This is a genomic window from Alistipes onderdonkii (genome assembly GCF_025145285.1).
GTDB lineage: Bacteria > Bacteroidota > Bacteroidia > Bacteroidales > Rikenellaceae > Alistipes > Alistipes onderdonkii.
The window spans coordinates 2,687,260-2,705,124 of sequence record NZ_CP102251.1; the positions used below are offsets into that span (position 1 = coordinate 2,687,260).

General features: G+C 62.6%; 15 protein-coding genes and 2 pseudogenes. 6 read left to right on the forward strand and 11 right to left on the reverse strand.

The window, feature by feature from the left end; genetic code table 11:
- Positions 1-12: 12 nt before the first annotated feature.
- The 9 genes from NQ559_RS10815 to lptB form a co-directional block, all read right to left on the reverse strand.
- Positions 13-1,326: a sensor histidine kinase gene (locus NQ559_RS10815; protein WP_018694959.1), complete on the reverse strand. Its 1,314-nt coding sequence runs from the start codon at positions 1,324-1,326 to the stop codon at positions 13-15.
- The gene (locus NQ559_RS10820; RefSeq protein WP_248605643.1) at positions 1,323-3,410 is read right to left on the reverse strand and encodes a sensor histidine kinase; all 2,088 of its coding nucleotides are present in this window, start codon (positions 3,408-3,410) and stop codon (positions 1,323-1,325) included. The genes NQ559_RS10815 and NQ559_RS10820 overlap by 4 nt, the downstream gene beginning before the upstream one ends.
- Before the next feature lie 92 nt (positions 3,411-3,502).
- Positions 3,503-3,889, reverse strand: a complete 387-nt coding sequence (locus NQ559_RS10825; RefSeq protein WP_018694961.1) for a response regulator — start codon at positions 3,887-3,889, stop codon at positions 3,503-3,505.
- A gap of 58 nt (positions 3,890-3,947) precedes the next feature.
- The gene (locus NQ559_RS10830) at positions 3,948-5,675 is read right to left on the reverse strand and encodes a M23 family metallopeptidase (protein ID WP_026318200.1); all 1,728 of its coding nucleotides are present in this window, start codon (positions 5,673-5,675) and stop codon (positions 3,948-3,950) included.
- On the reverse strand, positions 5,660-6,172 hold the full coding sequence (locus NQ559_RS10835; RefSeq protein ID WP_018694963.1) for a regulatory protein RecX: 513 nt from the start codon (positions 6,170-6,172) through the stop codon (positions 5,660-5,662). The genes NQ559_RS10830 and NQ559_RS10835 overlap by 16 nt, the downstream gene beginning before the upstream one ends.
- Complete coding sequence (gene prmC / locus NQ559_RS10840; protein WP_018694964.1) at positions 6,154-7,089, reverse strand: peptide chain release factor N(5)-glutamine methyltransferase; 936 nt, start codon at positions 7,087-7,089, stop codon at positions 6,154-6,156. Before prmC ends, NQ559_RS10835 begins: the two co-directional genes overlap by 19 nt.
- Positions 7,089-8,066, reverse strand: coding sequence for a chorismate synthase (gene aroC / locus NQ559_RS10845; protein ID WP_018694965.1), 978 nt, complete (start codon positions 8,064-8,066; stop codon positions 7,089-7,091). Before aroC ends, prmC begins: the two co-directional genes overlap by 1 nt.
- A 5-nt stretch (positions 8,067-8,071) precedes the next feature.
- Complete coding sequence (gene aroA, locus NQ559_RS10850; RefSeq protein WP_018694966.1) at positions 8,072-9,316, reverse strand: 3-phosphoshikimate 1-carboxyvinyltransferase; 1,245 nt, start codon at positions 9,314-9,316, stop codon at positions 8,072-8,074.
- 66 nt (positions 9,317-9,382) lie between these two features.
- Positions 9,383-10,204, reverse strand: coding sequence for an LPS export ABC transporter ATP-binding protein (gene lptB / locus NQ559_RS10855; protein WP_018694967.1), 822 nt, complete (start codon positions 10,202-10,204; stop codon positions 9,383-9,385).
- A gap of 100 nt (positions 10,205-10,304) precedes the next feature.
- Here lptB and recQ point away from each other — a divergent pair, with 100 nt between their 5' ends.
- The 6 genes and pseudogenes from recQ to rsmA all read left to right on the forward strand — a co-directional run.
- Complete coding sequence (gene recQ / locus NQ559_RS10860; RefSeq protein WP_026318201.1) at positions 10,305-12,497, forward strand: DNA helicase RecQ; 2,193 nt, start codon at positions 10,305-10,307, stop codon at positions 12,495-12,497.
- Between the two features lie 76 nt (positions 12,498-12,573).
- Positions 12,574-12,792, forward strand: coding sequence for a hypothetical protein (locus NQ559_RS10865; protein ID WP_018694969.1), 219 nt, complete (start codon positions 12,574-12,576; stop codon positions 12,790-12,792).
- Between the two features lie 3 nt (positions 12,793-12,795).
- Positions 12,796-12,990, forward strand: coding sequence for a hypothetical protein (locus NQ559_RS10870; RefSeq protein WP_018694970.1), 195 nt, complete (start codon positions 12,796-12,798; stop codon positions 12,988-12,990).
- 1 nt (position 12,991) lies between these two features.
- Positions 12,992-13,231, forward strand: coding sequence for a hypothetical protein (locus NQ559_RS10875; RefSeq protein ID WP_018694971.1), 240 nt, complete (start codon positions 12,992-12,994; stop codon positions 13,229-13,231).
- A 130-nt stretch (positions 13,232-13,361) separates the two neighbouring features.
- On the forward strand, positions 13,362-13,889 hold the full coding sequence (locus NQ559_RS10880; RefSeq protein WP_018694972.1) for a GNAT family N-acetyltransferase: 528 nt from the start codon (positions 13,362-13,364) through the stop codon (positions 13,887-13,889).
- A gap of 388 nt (positions 13,890-14,277) precedes the next feature.
- A pseudogene (gene rsmA, locus NQ559_RS16030) lies at positions 14,278-14,952 on the forward strand (16S rRNA (adenine(1518)-N(6)/adenine(1519)-N(6))-dimethyltransferase RsmA); the annotation flags it as partial.
- Positions 14,953-15,135: 183 nt separating this feature from the next.
- Here the strand turns inward: rsmA and NQ559_RS10890 are convergent.
- The gene (locus tag NQ559_RS10890) at positions 15,136-16,401 is read right to left on the reverse strand and encodes a M16 family metallopeptidase (protein WP_018694974.1); all 1,266 of its coding nucleotides are present in this window, start codon (positions 16,399-16,401) and stop codon (positions 15,136-15,138) included.
- A pseudogene (locus NQ559_RS10895) lies at positions 16,398-17,636 on the reverse strand (M16 family metallopeptidase). The gene NQ559_RS10890 and the pseudogene NQ559_RS10895 overlap by 4 nt, the downstream one beginning before the upstream one ends.
- Positions 17,637-17,865: the final 229 nt, after the last annotated feature.

The window sequence follows — 17,865 nt, forward strand, 5'->3', positions numbered from 1 at the left end:
ATGCAGGCGGGGTTACCTGCGCGGCAGGATGGCGACGATGCGCGTCCCGCCCGTGTATCCGGAGTCGATGTATATCTCCCCGTGCAGGTGGGTGACGATCAGGCGGCAGAGGTAGAGCCCGAGGCCGTTGCCCTGGCTGAAGGGGTCGAGTTTGGTGAAACGCTCGAAGACATAGCCGTGCTTCTCGGGCGGGATGCCGCAGCCCGTGTCGGCGACGGCGACGAAGACGCGGTCGTCGCCCAGACGGTCGCATTCGAGGCTGATCGTGCCTTCCTGCGTGAATTTATAGGCGTTGCCGAGCAGTGCCGAGATGAGTATCGTCAGGTATTTGTCGCTGGTGTTGAGCGCAATCTCCGCGACCGGGATCGCGCCTTTGTAAACGATGCCAGGCTTGGGGTACCTCACCTTCATGATCCGCAGTTGCGCCTGGCATACGGCGCAGAGGTTCGTATACTGGCACGGCAGCGGCGCGTGCAGGTTTTCGAGGTAGGCCACCTCTAGCATGTCGTCGAACAGGAATCGCAGCTGGCGGCGGTTGTCCCGGATGATTTCGCAGTATTGGGCGCGCGACTCCGGGGTGATCTCCTCGGCGCAGAGCAGCTCGGAGAATCCCATGATGCAGTTGAGCGGCGTACGCACTTCGTGGCAGACCGAGTTGACGAATGCGGCCTTTTTGAGTTCGCTTTCGTGGGCGTGCTTCGTTTGCAGGAGTAACTCCTTCTGCAGTCGCCGGGTACGGCGGTTGCCGACATAGATCGCACCGACGACCGCAGCGATCACCAGCAGTGCCAGCGAAACGTAGGCCAGGGCAGTTTTGTGGTGGTGGGCCGTAAGCAGCGCCGCGTCGAGCGCCATCCGGTCGAGTTCGTACGACTCCTGCTTCTCGCGGATGACTTTGCTCTGTTCGAGCCGCAGCAGCGAATCCCGTACCTTCACGGCACGGGCATAGGCCATGCAGGCCTCGGAGTCGCGGTGCAGCCTGCGGAACATGTCCGCCCGTTCCTTGTAGCAATCCGTGAAGTGCACGCCGGCCACGGGGTGGTGTTCGGCGGTGCGGATCAGCGAATCCGAGAAGGCCAGGGCCCTGGCGTACTCCCCGTGCCCGACGGCATCGAGATAACCTTCGCGGTAGTGGCGCATGCGGGCGAAGTGGAGCCGGTCGGCCTGGTGCGTACGGATGAACCTGCTTTGCAGGAAAAGGTGCATGCCGGGCGTACCCCCGAATTCGTTGTCGCCCTCGGGTTGCAGCGGCTGCGCCGTTGCGGCGCAGAAAACCGCGAGCGCCAGGCATATTGCCGGGAAGAGTATCGGTCGGCGCGTGCTCATGGCTTGGCGGGGATTGTGAAGATGAAACGTGCACCGGCGGTATATGCCTCGTCGAGGGATATGTTGCCCGAGAGGTGCCGGGCGATCAGGCGGCATAAAGCGAGGCTCAGCCCCGGCGTCGCCTTCGAATCGTCGGAGGGCATGCCGAAGATGTCGTTGCGTTTTTCGGGCGGGATGCCGCAGCCCGTGTCGGTCACCGTAACCCGCAGTTGGTTGTGGCGCGGGTCTATTTCATAGCGGAGCGTGACGGAGCCTTCCCGGGTGAATTTGCGGGCGTTGTCGAGCAGCGCGCGCACCACGAACGAAAAGTATTTGGCGTGTGTACGGACGGTGGCCGGGTTCTCCGGGGCTTCGATCGTGAAGGCCACCCCGGGATTGCAGCTAAGCCGCGAAGCGGCGAGCAGTTCGGCGCGGCACACTTCGTCGATGTTGGTTTCCTCCAGCCGCAGGGCCTCGGTCAGGCTGTCGAGGTTGGCGGCTTCGAGCATGTTGTCGAGCGCCGAAAGCAGCAGGTCGGCGTTGACGCGGATGGATTCGCAGCAGGCGTTCCGCTCGGCAGCGTCGATGTCCGACAGCATCAGACGCGAGGCTGCGGTGTCGATGGCGTCGAATGCGGGGCCGATGCCGCGGCAGATCGTGTTTACGAAGACCGATTTCATGTGTTCGCTCTCCTGGGCCTTGCGGCTGTGGCGGAGGATGTCGGCCTTCAGCCTGCGGTTGCGCAGCAGCGACCGCAGGAGGTAGATCCCCGTGCCGGACATCAGCAGCACGATGACCACGATCGAGAGGCTCGTGGCGGCGCGGTTACGGATCAGGGCCCGCGTTTCGGCCAGCTTGCGCTTGTCCAGGTCGTGTTGCCGGCGGATCGTTTCGAGGCGTTCGCGGCGTTCGGCGGTGAGGATCGAATCCTGCACCTGCATCGTGTGCTCGAAGGCCTCGAAAGCCTCCGGGTAACGCTTGGCCTTGGTGAGCAGGATGCTGCGGTCGCGGTAGGCCTGGTAGACCTTGTTGGGCAGCATGCTGAAATAGCCCTTGCCACTCTCGATCAGGCGGATCAGCGAATCGGAATACTGGATGCTTTCGGCATAGGCGCCGGTGTTGGCTTTCCAGAGGTAGCCCATTTCGTAGAGGTAACTTTTGTTGCGCAGCAGGTTTTCCCCTTCGGCCGCGAGCATACGGCTGCGGAACTCGTTGAAGTACCGGGCGGCGTAGTCGTTGCGGCGGATATTGAGCGCACATTGCATCAGCTGCTGGTAAGGCCGCACGTAGCTGTTGTCCTTATAGAGGTAGGGGCGCCGCCCGAGGGTACTGTCGGCGGAATAGTAGCGGTCGAGCAGTGCGATCTGGTCGTTGGTGAGCGCGACCTGTTCGTCGTAGCGGTAGCTTTGGTTGTAGGCGCCGCTCAGCACGTAGTAAATGATGCTGGCGAAGCACCTGCGGATATTGAGGTTCGGCATTTGCTCCGTCAGCTCGTAGGCTTCGCGCCACGTGTCGGTCTGTGGGATATAGGCCCGCCGGTTTCCGCCCTCGTGGTAGCAGAGCGTGAGGTTGGCGTAGCCGCGCAGGAGCAGGCGTTTGGTGCGCTGGTAGATGTTCTCGGGCTCTTCGGGCGGGGTGTTGCTCCAGTCGTAAACCTCATGTGCCAGCCTGAGGTTCTCCGCAAGGTCGTACTGGTGCCCCAGGCGGTAGAACCCGATGCACATTTCGGCATAGGCGTCGGCACCCTCTTCGGGGGTGCCGGGAGTCAGGTCGCGGAGCGCCTGTACGTAATAGCGGAGCGTATCTTCCTTTTCGACATAGATCGAATACCGGCTGAGGATCGGGATGACGGACACCGACATGGCGTAGGTGTCGCGGATGTCCGCCGCTTCGCGGAAAAGCTGGATGGAATAGGGGAGGTTGAGGTGCGTGTCCTCGTTCAGGTCTTTGAGGTTGAGCAGTAACTGCACCCGTTCGCGGGGATCGGACGTATGCGCCAGCCTGCCCTGGAGGCTGTCCGTGACGGAGGACGGCGCGGCCATAAGAGATACGCCTGCGCCGAAGACGACGCAGTAGATGCATGTAAGCAGGCGGACAGGGGACATGTGGGTGTAACGCAAAATTGGGACTAAGGTAGTAAAAAAAAACGGGCCGGACAAAAAGTCCGGCTCCGTTCTGTGGAAAATTATGCGAGACCTTATGCCTTTTTCAGGCTCATATCCAGATACATTTTCAGTTCCCTGGGCATTACCGGCTTGGTAATAAAGCCGTTGCATCCTGCTTCCTCGGCGATGCGGCGATCCGTATCGAAGGCATAGGCGGTCTGCATGATGACGGGTAGCTGGGTGGTATGCCGGCGTATCTCCTTGAGCGCCTCGATACCGTCCATTACAGGCATTTTGATGTCCATCAACACGGCATCGGGGTGACGCTCCAATGCATAATCGACGGCCTCCTTGCCATTTTTCGCCCATAGCAGCTCATACTCTTTTTTGAGTATTATTTCCAGCAATTTGTAATTGCTTTCAACGTCTTCCGCAATAAGTATCAGCGGCTTACGTGCGTCGGGATTGTTATCTGTCATTGTTTTTACAGTTGGGACGAGTGCAAATATAAAAAAATTTTCCGGAAAACAAATAGGATTACCGGCGAATTGTTCCTTCCCAGCAGGCCGTGTTGCCGCAGGCGTCGGTCAGGGTGAGCCGGACGCTGTGGCTTTTGCGGGCCGGGGGTTCCTCGAACAGGTGGATCAGCGTGCCCTGCATCGGGAGGCGGTCGCAGGGAACCCATTTGCCGTCGATGAGCAGGGTGCAGGAGGCGATGCCCGAGAAGTTGTCGCCCACGCGGAAGCGCATGCCCGAAGCGCGTGTGAGGTCTGCCCCTTCGGTGAAGAGCGGGCGGATGCGCAGCGGGATGGTGTCGGCCACGACGAACAGTTCTCCGGTGGTGCGGGTCGTGGCCGTGACGGCACCGTCGGCGTATTTCCCGCCGATGCAGGTAAGGCGCCCCTTGACGTTGCGGGCGGCCAGCACCGTGTGGGGTTGCAGGTTTTCGGGGACGAACGCCCGCACGCTGACCGTCATCGCCCGGTGCAGCGGCGTGGTGGCCGGGAGGATGCGGTAGCCGGGCGAGAGGACGATGAGCGTCGAATCCGAGGCCGGGGCGGGGCAGCGTTCCGCGCGGCAGAAAACCGGTTCGTAGAGCGCTCCGGCGGGGATGCGTGCCGTGACTTCGCGCCCGAGGCGGACGATGCCCGTCCGCTCGGGGGTGAGCGCCGTGGCGGCGCTGTCGGCTTCGGCACGGAAGCTTGCCGTCCGGCCGAGGATGTCGAATTCCAGCTGCGAGCGATTGCCGCAGTCGTCCCATGCCTCGATGCGGATGCGGCGGGTCTGTCCCGCTTCGGTGCGGACGATTCCGCGCTCCTCCATGACGGGGTAGAAACAGGCGGGGGATTGGGCCAGCTGCGCAGCGCGGATCACCTCGTTGCGCGAGGTGAGTTGCAGCGGGTAGTAGCTCACGGCATCGCAGCAGCGCGATTGCGCTTGCTCGAAACCGTCCATGCGGTATTCGAAAAGGGGCTTGCCGTCGGCCGACAGGGCGAGGCGCCACAGGCCGAAGGTGTTGCCCACGCCGTTGCGGCGGTCGCTGGCCTCGACGACGAAGTAGCCTTTGCGCCCCGTGCCGACGGGCTCTTCGCGCGTCAGGCGGTAGCTGCCCCCGGCGCTGCGGACGACGGCATAACTCTCCGGGCGGCTGTGCACGGGGATGCCCTGCACGGTGTCGACTTCAATGTAGTGGATCCGCATGATGCGCGGCGGGAGGTCGTCGTCGGGGCGGATGATCCCGGCGCTTACGACGTTGTAAAGCCGCTGCGTGCGGGTGTCGCGCAGTTCGTAGTGGAGGTGCGGCCCCATCGACGAGCCGCTGTTGCCCGAATAACCGATCACGTCGCCCTGCTTCACGGGCCAGGTGTCGGGGCCGAACCAGAGGTTTATGCTGTTCGAGCGGCGGGCGTGGCGCTCTTCGCGCACGCGCTCCTCGATGTCCTTGCGGAAGCGTTGCAGGTGGCCGTAGACGGCCGTCGTGCCGTTGTGCAGCGTGAGGTAGACGGCGCGCCCGTAGCCGTAGGCGCCCAGGCTTACGCGCGAGACGTAGCCGTCGGCCACGGCCACGAGGGGTTTGCCCTCGGCACCGTCGGTCTTGATGTCGATGCCCGCGTGGAAATGCGCCGGGCGCATCTCGCCGAAATTGGCCGAGTAGAGCCCTTCGACGTCGCGGATCGGGTATATGTACTCCTCCGGGGCGGGGTGTTGTCCCCGGGCCCCGAGGCAGGCGGCGGCCAATATCAGCAGTGTCAGAATTCGTCGCATGTCTCCGTGTCCGTCACGAGCCCCGAGGCGGCCTCCACGACCGTTTCGTAGTCGTAGCCCAGCGAAAGCCCGTAACGTATCAGTTTGGTTTTCAGTTCGTATTGTGTCGAATATTTCGCCGTTCGTGCCTTCCGTTCCAGTTGCCGGCGCAGGCGTTCGCCCATCGCCGGGCGGTCGGCTTCGGCGAGTGCCGCGTCGATCAGCGCCCGGTCGATGCGCTTGCGTTGCAGGGCCGTGCGGATCTTGTATTCGCCCCAGCCGCTCAGCCGCAGTTTTTCGCGCACGAAAGCCCCGGCGTAACGGGCATCGTCGATGAAGCGGTCGCGGACGAGTTTGGCCAGCACCCCCTCGGCGTCGCGTTCCGCGAGTCCCCAGCCGCGCATCAGCCGCCGGGCGTCCTCCTGCGATTTTTCGGCGCGGGCGCAGAGCCGCATGAGCGCAGCGAGTGCCTGCTCGGGTGTCTTGACCTTCTTTTTCCTTATTTCATCCGGCTGCATACCATGCGGGGTTTTCCGTTGAGGTCTTCGCGCACCTCGGTGTCCGTATATCCCTCCTCGCCGAGCAGGAGGCGCATCTGCCCGGCCGAGCGTTCGTAGATCTCGAAATAGAGCTTCCCGCCGGGGCGGAGCATCCGCCGCCCGGCGCGGGCGATGGCGCGGTAGAATCGCAGTGCGTCGTCGTCGGGGACGAACAGCGCCTCGGGGGGTTCGTACCCGCGGACGTTGGCGTGCATTGCCGCAAGGTCGCTTTGCGGCACGTAGGGCGGGTTCGAGACGATCGCGTCGAACGGCCCCGGGAAGGCTTCGTCCAGGCCGCCGAGCGCATCCGCCTTGCGGAGTGTGACCCGGGCGCCGAGCGTGCGGCAGTTCTCGGCGGCGATCGCCAGCGCCGCGTCCGACAGGTCGGCCGCGCAAACCTCGGCTCCGGGCAGCGCGAGCGCCAGGCTCGCGGCGATGCAGCCGCTGCCGGTGCCCACGTCGAGCAGGGCACGGGCCCTGCGTTCGTCGTGTACCACCCAGGAGACCAGCTCCTCGGTTTCGGGGCGGGGGATCAGCACCCCTTCGCGTACGGTGAAGCAGTGCCCGTAAAATTCCGTGTGCCCCACCACGTATTGCACGGGACGGCCGGCGGCGAGTTGTGCGGCCATCGCTTCGAACCCGTCGGCTGCCATCGGTGCGCCGGGGTCGGTCAGCAAGGCCGATAGGGGAAGCCCCGCCAATTCGGCGAGGGCGATCAGGGCGATGCTCCGTGCCTCGCGGGCGTCGTAAAGTCCCGTGAGACGGGCTGTGAGTTTGTCGAGGAGCCCGCGGCGGGTGGTGCCCTCCGGTGCCGCCTGCGAGGGCGGGTTGCCGTGGCCTTCTGCCGCGTCCAGCGGCTGCGGGGCGTATGGGGCGGGGGTTTCGGGGGCGGACATCAGTGCCGGATGAAATTGGCCAGCGCGATGGCTACGGCGGCTTCGACGACCACGGCCCCGCGCAGGGCGACGCAGACATCGTGGCGGCCGCGGATCGTGAGCGGCTCGACCTTGTCCGTCGCCAGGTTGTAGGTATTCTGTTCGCGCCCGATGCTTGGGGTCGGCTTGACCGCCGCGCGTACCACGATCTCGTTGCCGTTGGTGATCCCGCCGTTGATGCCGCCCGCATTGTTGGTCGCAGTGGTGCCTTCGACGTCGAGCAGCGGGTCGTTGTTCTGCGAACCGCGCATGCGCGCCCCGGCGAAGCCGCTGCCGAATTCGACCCCCTTGACGGCCGGGACGGCGAACAACAGGTGGGCGATCAGGCTTTCGGCCGAATCGAAGAAGGGTTGTCCCAGTCCCAGCGGGACGCCCTGTACGCGGCATTCGATGATTCCGCCGACCGAATCCCGGTCGGCCGCCGCCGCGCGCAGCACCTCGTCGAAGCGCGCAGGGTCGGTGCATCCGCCGATCTCGGTGATGCGCGTGTCGAAGGCGATGCCCGGCGGGAGCATCTTCTTGGCGACGACGCCCGCGGCGACGAACGCCACGGTCAGGCGTGCCGAGAAATGGCCGCCGCCCCGCGGGTCGTTGAACCCGTTGAAGCGGTGGTAGGCCACCAGGTCGGCGTGCGAAGGCCGGTAGTGGCGGGCTACGGTGGCGTAATCCTGCGAATGGGTGTCGGTGTTGGCGAATTCGATGGTGAGCGGCGCCCCCGTCGTCATGCCGTTGTAAAGCCCCGATACGATCTGCGGGATGTCCGGCTCGCGGCGCGGCGTGGTGCCGCGGGCCCCGCTGCGGCGGCGTGCGAGGTCGGCTTCGAAATCTTCCGCCGAGAGCGGAATACCTGCGGGAACCCCGTCGATCGAGATACCGATCTGCGGGCCGTGCGACTCGCCCCAGATGGCGAGCCTGAAATTGTGTCCGAAAATATTCATGGCGTTCAGATTCTGATTTTTTCCAGGTCTTCGAAGAATCCGGGGTAGCTCTTGGCTACGCATTCGGCGCCTTCGATGGTCATTTCCCCGTCGCAGAGCAGTCCTGCGACGGCCATCGACATGGCCATGCGGTGGTCGCCGTGGCTCTGCACGCGGGCCTGGCGGATTCTGCCGCCGCGGATGCGCATGATGTCCTCCTGGGAGGTGTCCACCTCGATGCCCGCCTTGGCGTACTCTTCGCGGATGGCGTCCGCACGGTTGCACTCCTTGTGTTCGAGCCGCGAGGTGCCGCGGATGACGCTCTCGCCCTGGGCCGCCGCCGCGAGCGCTGCGAGTGCCGGGAAAAGGTCGGGGCAGTGCGTGGCGTCGAATTCGAAGGCGCGCAGGGGACGGTGCGAGGCCGTCACGGAGTCCTCGTCGTTGATGACCGCGGCCCCGGCCCGCACGAGTGCCGTGCAGATGGCCGTGTCGGCCTGCTTCGAAAGCATGGAGACGTTCTTCACGGTGACTTCGCCCGCGACGGCGCCCGCCACGAGCAGCATGGCTGCGGCGCTCCAGTCCCCCTCGATGCTGAAAAAGGCCGGGCGGTAGCGCTGTCCGCCCTCGATGTAGAACTCCTTGTAGTCGTTATGGCAGATCTCCACGCCGAAGCGTGCCGCCGTGTCGACGGTCATGTCCAGATAGGGGGTCGAGACGGCGCTGCGGACGTGGAGCGTGGTGTCGTGCTGCGAGAGCGGGAGCGCCAGCAGCAGCCCCGTGATGAACTGCGACGAAACCGAGCCGTCGACGTCGATCTCCCCGCCCCGGATCGGGCCGCGCACTTCGAAGGGCAGGTAACCGTCGTTGTCCCGTACCCGGACGCCGAGGCGGCGCAGCGGGTCGATCATCATGTGCATGGGACGCCGTAGCAGGGTGCCCTGGCCTTCGATGGTGACGGGCATCCCGCAGAGCGAGGCGATGGGGGTGAAAAGCCGTGTGGCGAGCCCCGATTCGCCGACGTGCAGCACCTTCCCGCGGGGATGCAGCCCGCCTTCGATCGAAAGGGTCGAGGCGTCCACGTGCTTTACGCGGGCGCCGAGCGTCTCGATGCACCGCAGCGCCGAGCGCGTGTCGTCGCAGAATTCCAGGTTGCGCAGCACCGAGGTCTCCCCGCAGAGGAGCGATGCCGCCAGGGCACGCTGTGCATAGCTTTTCGAACAGGGCGGCGTCAGCGTGCCTTTAACGCGGCCCAATGGAACCGTCTTGTCCATTGTGTAGGTTATATGCTTTTATGGGCACCGGGGTTGGCCGGCACCCTGAAATTAAAATCCTCGCCTCTATTCCTGTGTTTCGGTCTCCTCCCCGGCCTGCTGCGCCTGCTGTCCCTTGCGGTTTTTCATCTGCTGGGTCAGCTGGTGGCTCTTCTTGAGCTCGAAATGCTGGCCCAGGTAGACCTTGCGAACCATCGGGTCGGCGGCCAGTTCCTCGGCCGTACCCGTCTTGAGGATCTTGCCCTCGTAGAGCAGGTAGGTGCGGTCGGTGATGGCCAGCGTCTCGTCGACGTTGTGGTCGGTGATGATGACGCCGATGTTCTTGTGCTTGAGCGTCGCCACGATCGACTGGATGTCCTCCACGGCGATGGGGTCGACGCCCGCGAAGGGCTCGTCGAGCAGGATGAACGCCGGGTTGATGGCCACCGCGCGCGCGATCTCCGTACGGCGCCGTTCGCCGCCCGAAAGCTGGATGCCGAGGCTCTTGCGAACCTTTTGCAGGCGGAACTCCTCGATCAGCGACTCGACGCGCTCGGTCTGGTACTCCTTCGAGAAATCGGTCATTTCGAGTACGGCGCGGATGTTGTCCTCGACCGACAGGCGGCGGAAGACCGATGCCTCCTGTGCCAGGTAGCCCACGCCCATCTGGGCGCGTTTGTAGACCGGCTCCTTGGTCAGTTCGGCGACCTTGCCTTCGTCGTCCTCGAGGAAGATGCGCCCCTCGTTGGGCTTGATAAGTCCCACGATCATGTAGAAAGTCGTGGTCTTGCCGGCTCCGTTGGGGCCGAGCAGTCCGACGATCTCCCCCTGGTTGACGTCGATCGAGACGTGGTCGACGACGGTGCGGGCCTTATATTTTTTGACAAGTTCGCTGGTGTATAGGCGCATTGCGTTCTCTCGCTATAAAATTTTTACAAAGTTATGCTTTTTTCCGAAAAGTTTTTTAACTTTACATTGAAATTTCTGATTTTAGAGTAGAAACGGCGAAATGAAACAATTTGAATCGTCCCTGTTGCATGACAAGCTGAAGGAGTACTTCGGCTTTTCGTCGTTCAAAGGGAACCAGGAAGCGGTGATCCGCAATGTGCTGGAGGGGAAGGATACGTTCGTGCTGATGCCTACGGGCGGCGGGAAATCCCTCTGCTATCAGCTTCCGGCCATGCTCATGGAGGGCGTGGCGATCGTCATTTCCCCCCTGATCGCGCTGATGAAGAACCAGGTGGACGCCATGCGCACCTTCTCGGCCGAGTCGGGCATCGCCCATTTCCTCAATTCGTCGCTCAACAAGACGGCCGTCGCGCAGGTGCGCGCCGACGTGCTGGCCGGGAAGACGAAATTGCTCTATTTCGCCCCCGAATCGCTGACCAAGGAGGACAACGTGGCCTTCCTGCATAAGATAAAGGTATCGTTCTACGCCATCGACGAGGCGCACTGCATTTCGGAGTGGGGACACGACTTCCGGCCCGAGTACCGCCGCATCCGCCCGATCATCAACGAAATCGGCGCTGCGCCGCTGATCGCCCTGACGGCGACGGCGACGCCCAAGGTGCAGCTGGACATCCAGAAGAACCTCGGCATGTCCGACGCCTCGGTGTTCAAGTCGTCGTTCAACCGGCCGAACCTCTATTACGAGATACGCCCCAAGGGGGACGTCGACCGCGATATCATCCGCTTCATCAAGCAGAACGAGGGAAAGAGCGGCATCATCTACTGCCTGAGCCGCAAGAAGGTCGAGGAGCTGACCGAACTGCTCGTGGCCAACGGTATCCGCGCGCTGGCCTACCATGCGGGCATGGACGCCGCGACACGCGCCGCCAACCAGGACGACTTCCTGATGGAGCGGGTCGAGGTGATCGTCGCCACGATCGCTTTCGGCATGGGCATCGACAAGCCCGACGTGCGCTATGTCATCCATTACGACATCCCCAAGTCGCTCGAAGGCTATTACCAGGAGACGGGGCGTGCCGGCCGCGACGGCGGCGAAGGTTACTGCCTTACCTTTTATAGTTACAAGGACATCCAGAAGCTAGAGAAATTCATGCAGGGCAAACCCATCGCCGAACAGGAGATCGGCAAGCTGCTGCTGCTGGAGACGGTGTCCTATGCCGAGAGTTCGATGTGCCGCCGCAAGACGCTGCTGCACTATTTCGGCGAGGAGTATACCGAGGAGAACTGCGGCAACTGCGACAATTGCCGGAATCCCAAGCCGAAGATCGACGCGCGGGCGGCGCTCAAGATGGCGCTCGAGGCGCTGCGCGACATCGGCGACAAGTTCAAGGCCGACTACCTGATAAACGTGCTCACGGGCAAGACCACGGCGCTCATCAAGAGCTACGGCCACAACAAGAGCAAGTGGTTCGGGGCGGGTGCCGAGCACGACGCGCGTTTCTGGGGCGCCGTGCTGCGCCAGGCGCTGATCCTGGGGCTGGTGGACAAGAATATCGAGAATTACGGGCTGATCTCGGTGAACCGCAAGGGCGAGAATTTCATCGCCATGCCCTTCCCCGTCACCGTGACGCTCGACCACGACTATGACGAGGAGGAGAAGGAGGCCGAGGCCGTCGTCCCGATGGGCAAGGGCGGCGCGGCGGACGAGGAACTCTTTGCGATGCTCAAGGATTTGCGCAAGAAAGTGGCCAAGCAGCACGGGCTGCCGCCGTTCGTCATCTTCCAGGATCCGTCGCTCGAGGACATGGCCGTGCAGTACCCGATCACCATCGAGGAGATGCAAAACATCACCGGCGTGGGGGTGGGCAAGGCCCGCAAGTTCGGCGAGGAGTTCATCAAGCTCATCAAGGCCTATGTCGAGGAGAAGGAGATCATCCGTCCGCAGGACATGATCGTCAAGTCGGTCGGCAACAAGTCGGGCAACAAGATCTTCATCATCCAGTCCATCGACCGGAAGATGGATTTCGAGGACATCGCCCGTGCCAAAGACCTCGATTTCGACGAACTGCTGACCGAGATCGAAGGCATCGTCAACTCGGGTACGAAGCTCGACATCTCGTACTATCTGAGGGACTTTATGGACGAGGACAAGATCGAGGACATTTACCTCTATTTCAAGGAGGACGCCCAGAGCGATTCGCTCGATGCGGCCATCGACGAACTGGGGGCCGACTATACGGAGGAGGAGATACGTCTGGTGCGTATCAAATTCATCTGCGAGCAGGGCAACTGACGCCCTCTGTACACCTGCCATCCCACGGCTGTTGCGTCACTGTTCCGAGGATTGACACTAACTTAATAATACGCCTATGAACAAAAAGACTTTTACTGTTGCCGTGATTTTCATGATCGTGACGCTCGTGTGGCTCGGAGTCAATATATTCTGGGCCTTGTCGAACAGCAATTGTATATTCGACCTCGTCGTGGCCGTATTGTTCGTGCTTGCAGGCGTTGGGATGGTGTATAACGAATGCCACAAGCGCAAGCGCAAGCACCTCGACGAGGTGAACAAATACAAAATACCGTAACCTATGTGTGCCATGCAACGGTTCCTGACGATCATGTCCGTGTTTTTCTTCGTGTGCGGCGTCGTTTCGCTGTGGCGGATACTGTCCGACGACGGGCGGGATATCTGGTACGTGCCGCTCGTACTGATCGGTGCGTCGGGGATTCTGGCCGTCCGCGCCCGGAGCATGGGCCGCAAAAATACGCAAAACGAAGACTGATATGAAAACCAATGTGATGCAGATAGTCCGCCTCGTGATGATGATCGTGGCGGTGGCCGGGATAATCTACGCCCTGGAGTATATGGAGCGCGGCATTGCCGTGTGGTTCTGGATCACGCTGCTCGGCGTGGGTTTCGTGGGGCTGCTCTATACGTTCCGCCTGACGCAACGCCGCGTGCGGCTCGAACGCCGTGCCCGGGAGCGGCAGGAAAAGAAAAAATCCCGCCGGTCGAAACGCTGACCTTCATCCGCCGGACATCGTTGCCCGGCGGTTCCGTTCGCGGTTCCGTCCGGGGATCCGTTCGCGGGTACGGCGGGCGGGGCACGCTGCGGATGGTGGGGCGGAACGTTGCCGGGGTAAAGGTGGTGAGATGGTAATTTACAAGGACGATATTCTGATGCTGCGCACATGGCGCGCGGCGGATGCGGCGTCGCTGGCGGCCAATGCCGACGACATCACGCTGTGGAACAACGTGCGTGACCTTTTCCCGCATCCCTATACGTTGGCGGACGCCCGGGAGTTCATTGCCGCGGCGGCCGGGAAACCCTGCCCGGTGGATTTCGCCGTCGTGGCAGGCGGCAAGGCCGTGGGCGGCGTGGGGTTCGTGCCCGGGACGGATGTCGAACGCTTCGGCGCCGAAATCGGCTTCTGGCTCGGAAGCCGCTGCCGGGGGCGGGGCATGATGACGGCGGCCGTCCGGCAGGCCGTGGAGTGGATGTTCGCAAATACCCCGATAATTCGTATCTTTGCCGCGGCTTATGCCACCAATCCCGCATCGCAGCGGGTGTTGGTGAAAACCGGGTTCCGGCATGTCGGGACGTTCCGCAAGGCTTTTTTCAAGAACGGGGCGTTCGTAGACGGCTGTTATTACGAATTACTGAAAGACGAAGATGAGTGAAGTAAGGGCAAAAAAGGCGCTGGGACAGCATTTCCTGGTCGACCTCAATATCGCGCGCAAGATTTGCGATGCGCTTTCGGGGGGCGAAAGACCGGGGGCCGGGGCCGCGGCGGATGCCCGGACGGGTGCGGATGGATGTGCCGATGCGGAAACCCGGACGAGGGTGGCTGGATATGCCGGAGCTGGGGCAGAAGCCCAGACGATGGCGGCTGGAAGTGCCGATGCCGGGGCAGAAGCCCGGACGAAGGCGACAGGAACTGCCGATGCCGATGCGGAAACCCGGAGGAGTGTAGCTGCAAGTGCCGATGCCCGGCTCGCGGCGGATACGGCCGCTGCCGGTGCGCCGGCGGCCGCGCAAGAGGAACGGGGCGGCGCAGTCCCCTGCGACGTGCTGGAGGTCGGCTGCGGGATGGGGGTGCTGACGCAGTACCTGCTCAGGCGCGGCGACATTACCACCTACGGCGCCGAGATCGACCCGGAGAGCGTCGGGTACCTCCATGCGCATTTCCCCGAGTTCGCACCGCGGCTGATCGAGGGCGATTTCCTGAAGATGAACCTGCGCGAGCGTTTTCCGCGGGGACTGAAGATCATCGGGAATTTCCCCTACAACATCTCCTCGCAGATATTTTTCAAGGTGCTTGAGAACCGCGACCTGGTGCCCGAATGCGTCGGTATGATCCAGAAGGAGGTCGCCGTACGGATCGCGGAGCCTCCGGGGTCGAAGGAGTACGGCATCCTGAGCGTGTTGTTGCAGGCTTGGTATGACATCGAATACCTCTTTACGGTCAACGAAACGGTTTTCAACCCGCCTCCCAAGGTCAAAAGCGCCGTTATCCGCCTGCGCCGCAACGGCGTCGGACGGCTCGGCTGCGACGAGGCGCTGTTCGTGAAGGTGGTGAAAGCGTCATTCGGCCAGCGCCGCAAGATGATCCGCAACTCGCTGCGGGCGGTGTTCGGCGATTTCGGCGGCGCAGAACATCCCTTTTTTACGCAGCGCGCCGAGCAGCTCTCGGTCGCCGATTTCGTGCAGCTGACCGACTGGGTCGCGGCCAACCGGAAATAATCGCGGCGGGTCGTGGACGTCGGATACCGCAGTTTGGGTGCGGGTTCGAGTCGTCGGATGCCGGGCAGGGAAGGGCGGACAGTGTGTACTGGAGGCGGAAATGGAAAAGCACCGGGAGCCCGGTGCTTTTTTCATGCCGTTCGGCGGGCGGGGTATTGCTCCGCAGCCGCAATGCGCAGGCGTCTATTTTCTCAGGTCTCCCGCAATGACCGTCACCAGTTCTTCGCGGGAGAGGTATTTCCGAGCCAGTTGCTGCACGTCGGCCGGCGTCATGGCCTGTATGCGGCGGATGTTCTCGTTGATGACGGTATGGTCGCGGCCGCAGAGGATGTTCTCGATCGTAACGTCGGCAATGCCGAACGGCCCGTCGAGGATACGCATCATCTCACCGACCATAATGTTCTTCACGAGCGAAAGTTCGCCCTCGGGCATCGGCTCGGCGCGCAACCGTTCGATTTCGGCGTAAATCTCGCGCAGGGCCTCCTGCGTGACCTCCGTCCCGACCTGTGCCGCTACGGCGAAATAGCCCTCCCGTTCGAAGTTGACCATGGCGGCCACCACGCCGTACGTATAGCCGTGCTCCTCGCGCAGGTTCTGCATCAGGCGCGAACCGAAATAACCGCCCAGGGCGGATGCCACGACCTGCATGCCGAGGAAATCGGGATGCTGGCGCGGGAAAAGCAGCCTTCCGATGCGGATCGACGACTGTACGGCGCCCGGATGGTCGACCCGCGCTTCGTGCTGCGTCACGGGTGCCGGGAACGGGATGCCGGCTTCGGGTTTGCGCCGCGGCAACCGTTCCGCCAGCGCCGCGACGGCCTGCCGTTCGTGGTCGCCGATGCGCCCGCTGCATATCGTGAACCCGTTGTCCGCCGTGTAGTGGCTTTCATAAAACGCCGCTACATCCCCGCGCGTGAGTTTATCGTATTGGGCTTCGTCGGCCGAGATGCCGTAGGGGTGCGAGGGCCCGAAAAGGGCGCGGGCGAAAGCCTCGCGGGCCTGGGTGTCGACCTTCGTGCGTTCTACGGCCAGCCGCTGCTTGCGCTTGGCGCAGTAGGTGCGCAGTTCCTCTTCGGGGAAAACGGGGTGCAGGAGTATCTGTTCGGCTACGGCGAGCGTTTCGTCGAAGAATTTGGAGAGCGTGCAGAAGCTGATGTAGGCATAGTCGCGGTCGATGTTGACGTCGTAGTACGAGCCGTAGTAATCGAGCCGTTCGGCGATCTGGTGCGCCGTCATGTCGCGCGTCCCCTCGGCGAGCATGTTGGCGGCGGCCGATGCCGAGAAGGGAACCCGCTGCATGGCCGAGCCGGCGCGGAACACGAAGGTGATGCGCAGCACTTCGAAGTCGTCAGAGGCGAGCGTGTAGAGCGCCGAGCCGTTTGCCAGCAGGCTCTTCCCGGCTTGTGCGACCTCGACGTCGGAGGGTATTACGAGGGGTGGTTGTGTCATTTTTTCGCTTTGTAAATAAGGGTGGAACAGTTTTCGGGGCGGAAGGTGCGGCGGCTGAAGGCGAGGATGTCGCCGGTCGTGACGGCACGGTAGGCCGCGACCTCGCCGTTGACTAACGGCAGGTCGCCCAGCATCTCGTAGAAGCCCAGGTTCATCGCCTTGTTCATCACGTTCAGCTCGCCGAAGAGCGTGTTGGCCTCGAACTTGTTTTTGACCTTCTCGACCTCGTAGTCCGATGCCGGGATGCTTTGTAATGCTTCGATTTCGGCACGGAAAGCCGCTTCGGCCTGTTCGGGAGCGGTGCCCGGCAGCAGTTGCCCCGTAAAGACGAACAATCCCGGATCGATGTCGCCCGAAATGTAGGCGTTGACCGAGGCCAGCAGGCGCTGTTCCTGCACCAGGTGTTTGTAGAGCCGCGACGAGTCGCCGCCCGACAGGAGGTCGGATACCAGGTCGGCGGTATAGAAATCCTGCGAGGTGCGGCTGCCCATGTGGAAGGCCATCGACAGGGTCGTGGCGGGCACGTCGCGTTCGACCTCCTCCCGGCGCGGCGCCTCCTGATCCGGTTCCCGGGGGATGGGCTGGGAGGCCACGGTGCGGTCGGCGAGCGGGGCGAACTACTTTTCGGCAAGGTCGAGCATGCGCTCCTCGTCGAAGTCGGCCGAGATGGACAGGATGGCGTTCGAAGGATGGTAATGGGTGCGGTAGAAGGCCTGCACGTCGTCGAGTGTCGCCCCGGCGATGTGGTCGGGCGTGAGCCCGATGGTCGCCCAGCGGTAGGGGTGTACTTTGTAGGCCAGCGCCCGCAGCAGCATCGGCTGGTCGCCGTAGGGCTGGTTGAGGTAGCGCTGGCGGAACTCCTCGATCACCACGCGTTTCTCCGCCTCGAGTTTTCCGGGGGTGATGTCCAGCCCCTCCATGCGGTCGCTTTCGAGCCACAGTGCGGTCTCGATATTGTCCTTGGGGAGGGTGATGTAGAAATCCGTATAGTCGTTGTTGGTGAAGGCGTTGTTGTCGCCGCAGGCCATCTGCACGGGCAGGTCGAAATTCGGAATTTCGCGCGTGCCGCGGAACATCAGGTGTTCGAACAGGTGGGCGAAACCCGTGCGCGCGGGGTTCTCGTTGCGCGCCCCGACCTTATATAATATGTTTACTGCGGCGAGTTTCGAAGCCTTATCCCGGTTGACGACGATAGTCAGGCCGTTGGCCAGTGTTCTCTTCTTGTATTCGATCATGGATGCAAAGATATAAAAAAAGCAGCGGCAGGAAAATTAAGTGACGCCTCATTTGAAGATGGATTCGAAGACTATGAAGTTTGGGGATTGTGAATCCATTACCCTGCCGCTGCGTGTGGAAAACGCTTCGGCAGAAAACGGGAAGAGTGGTGCCGAACCTGTGGCCCATGGCTCTGGTCAGCCTCTATCCCACAAGTCACAGCACGCACCCTTCTGGGTACGACCTGTA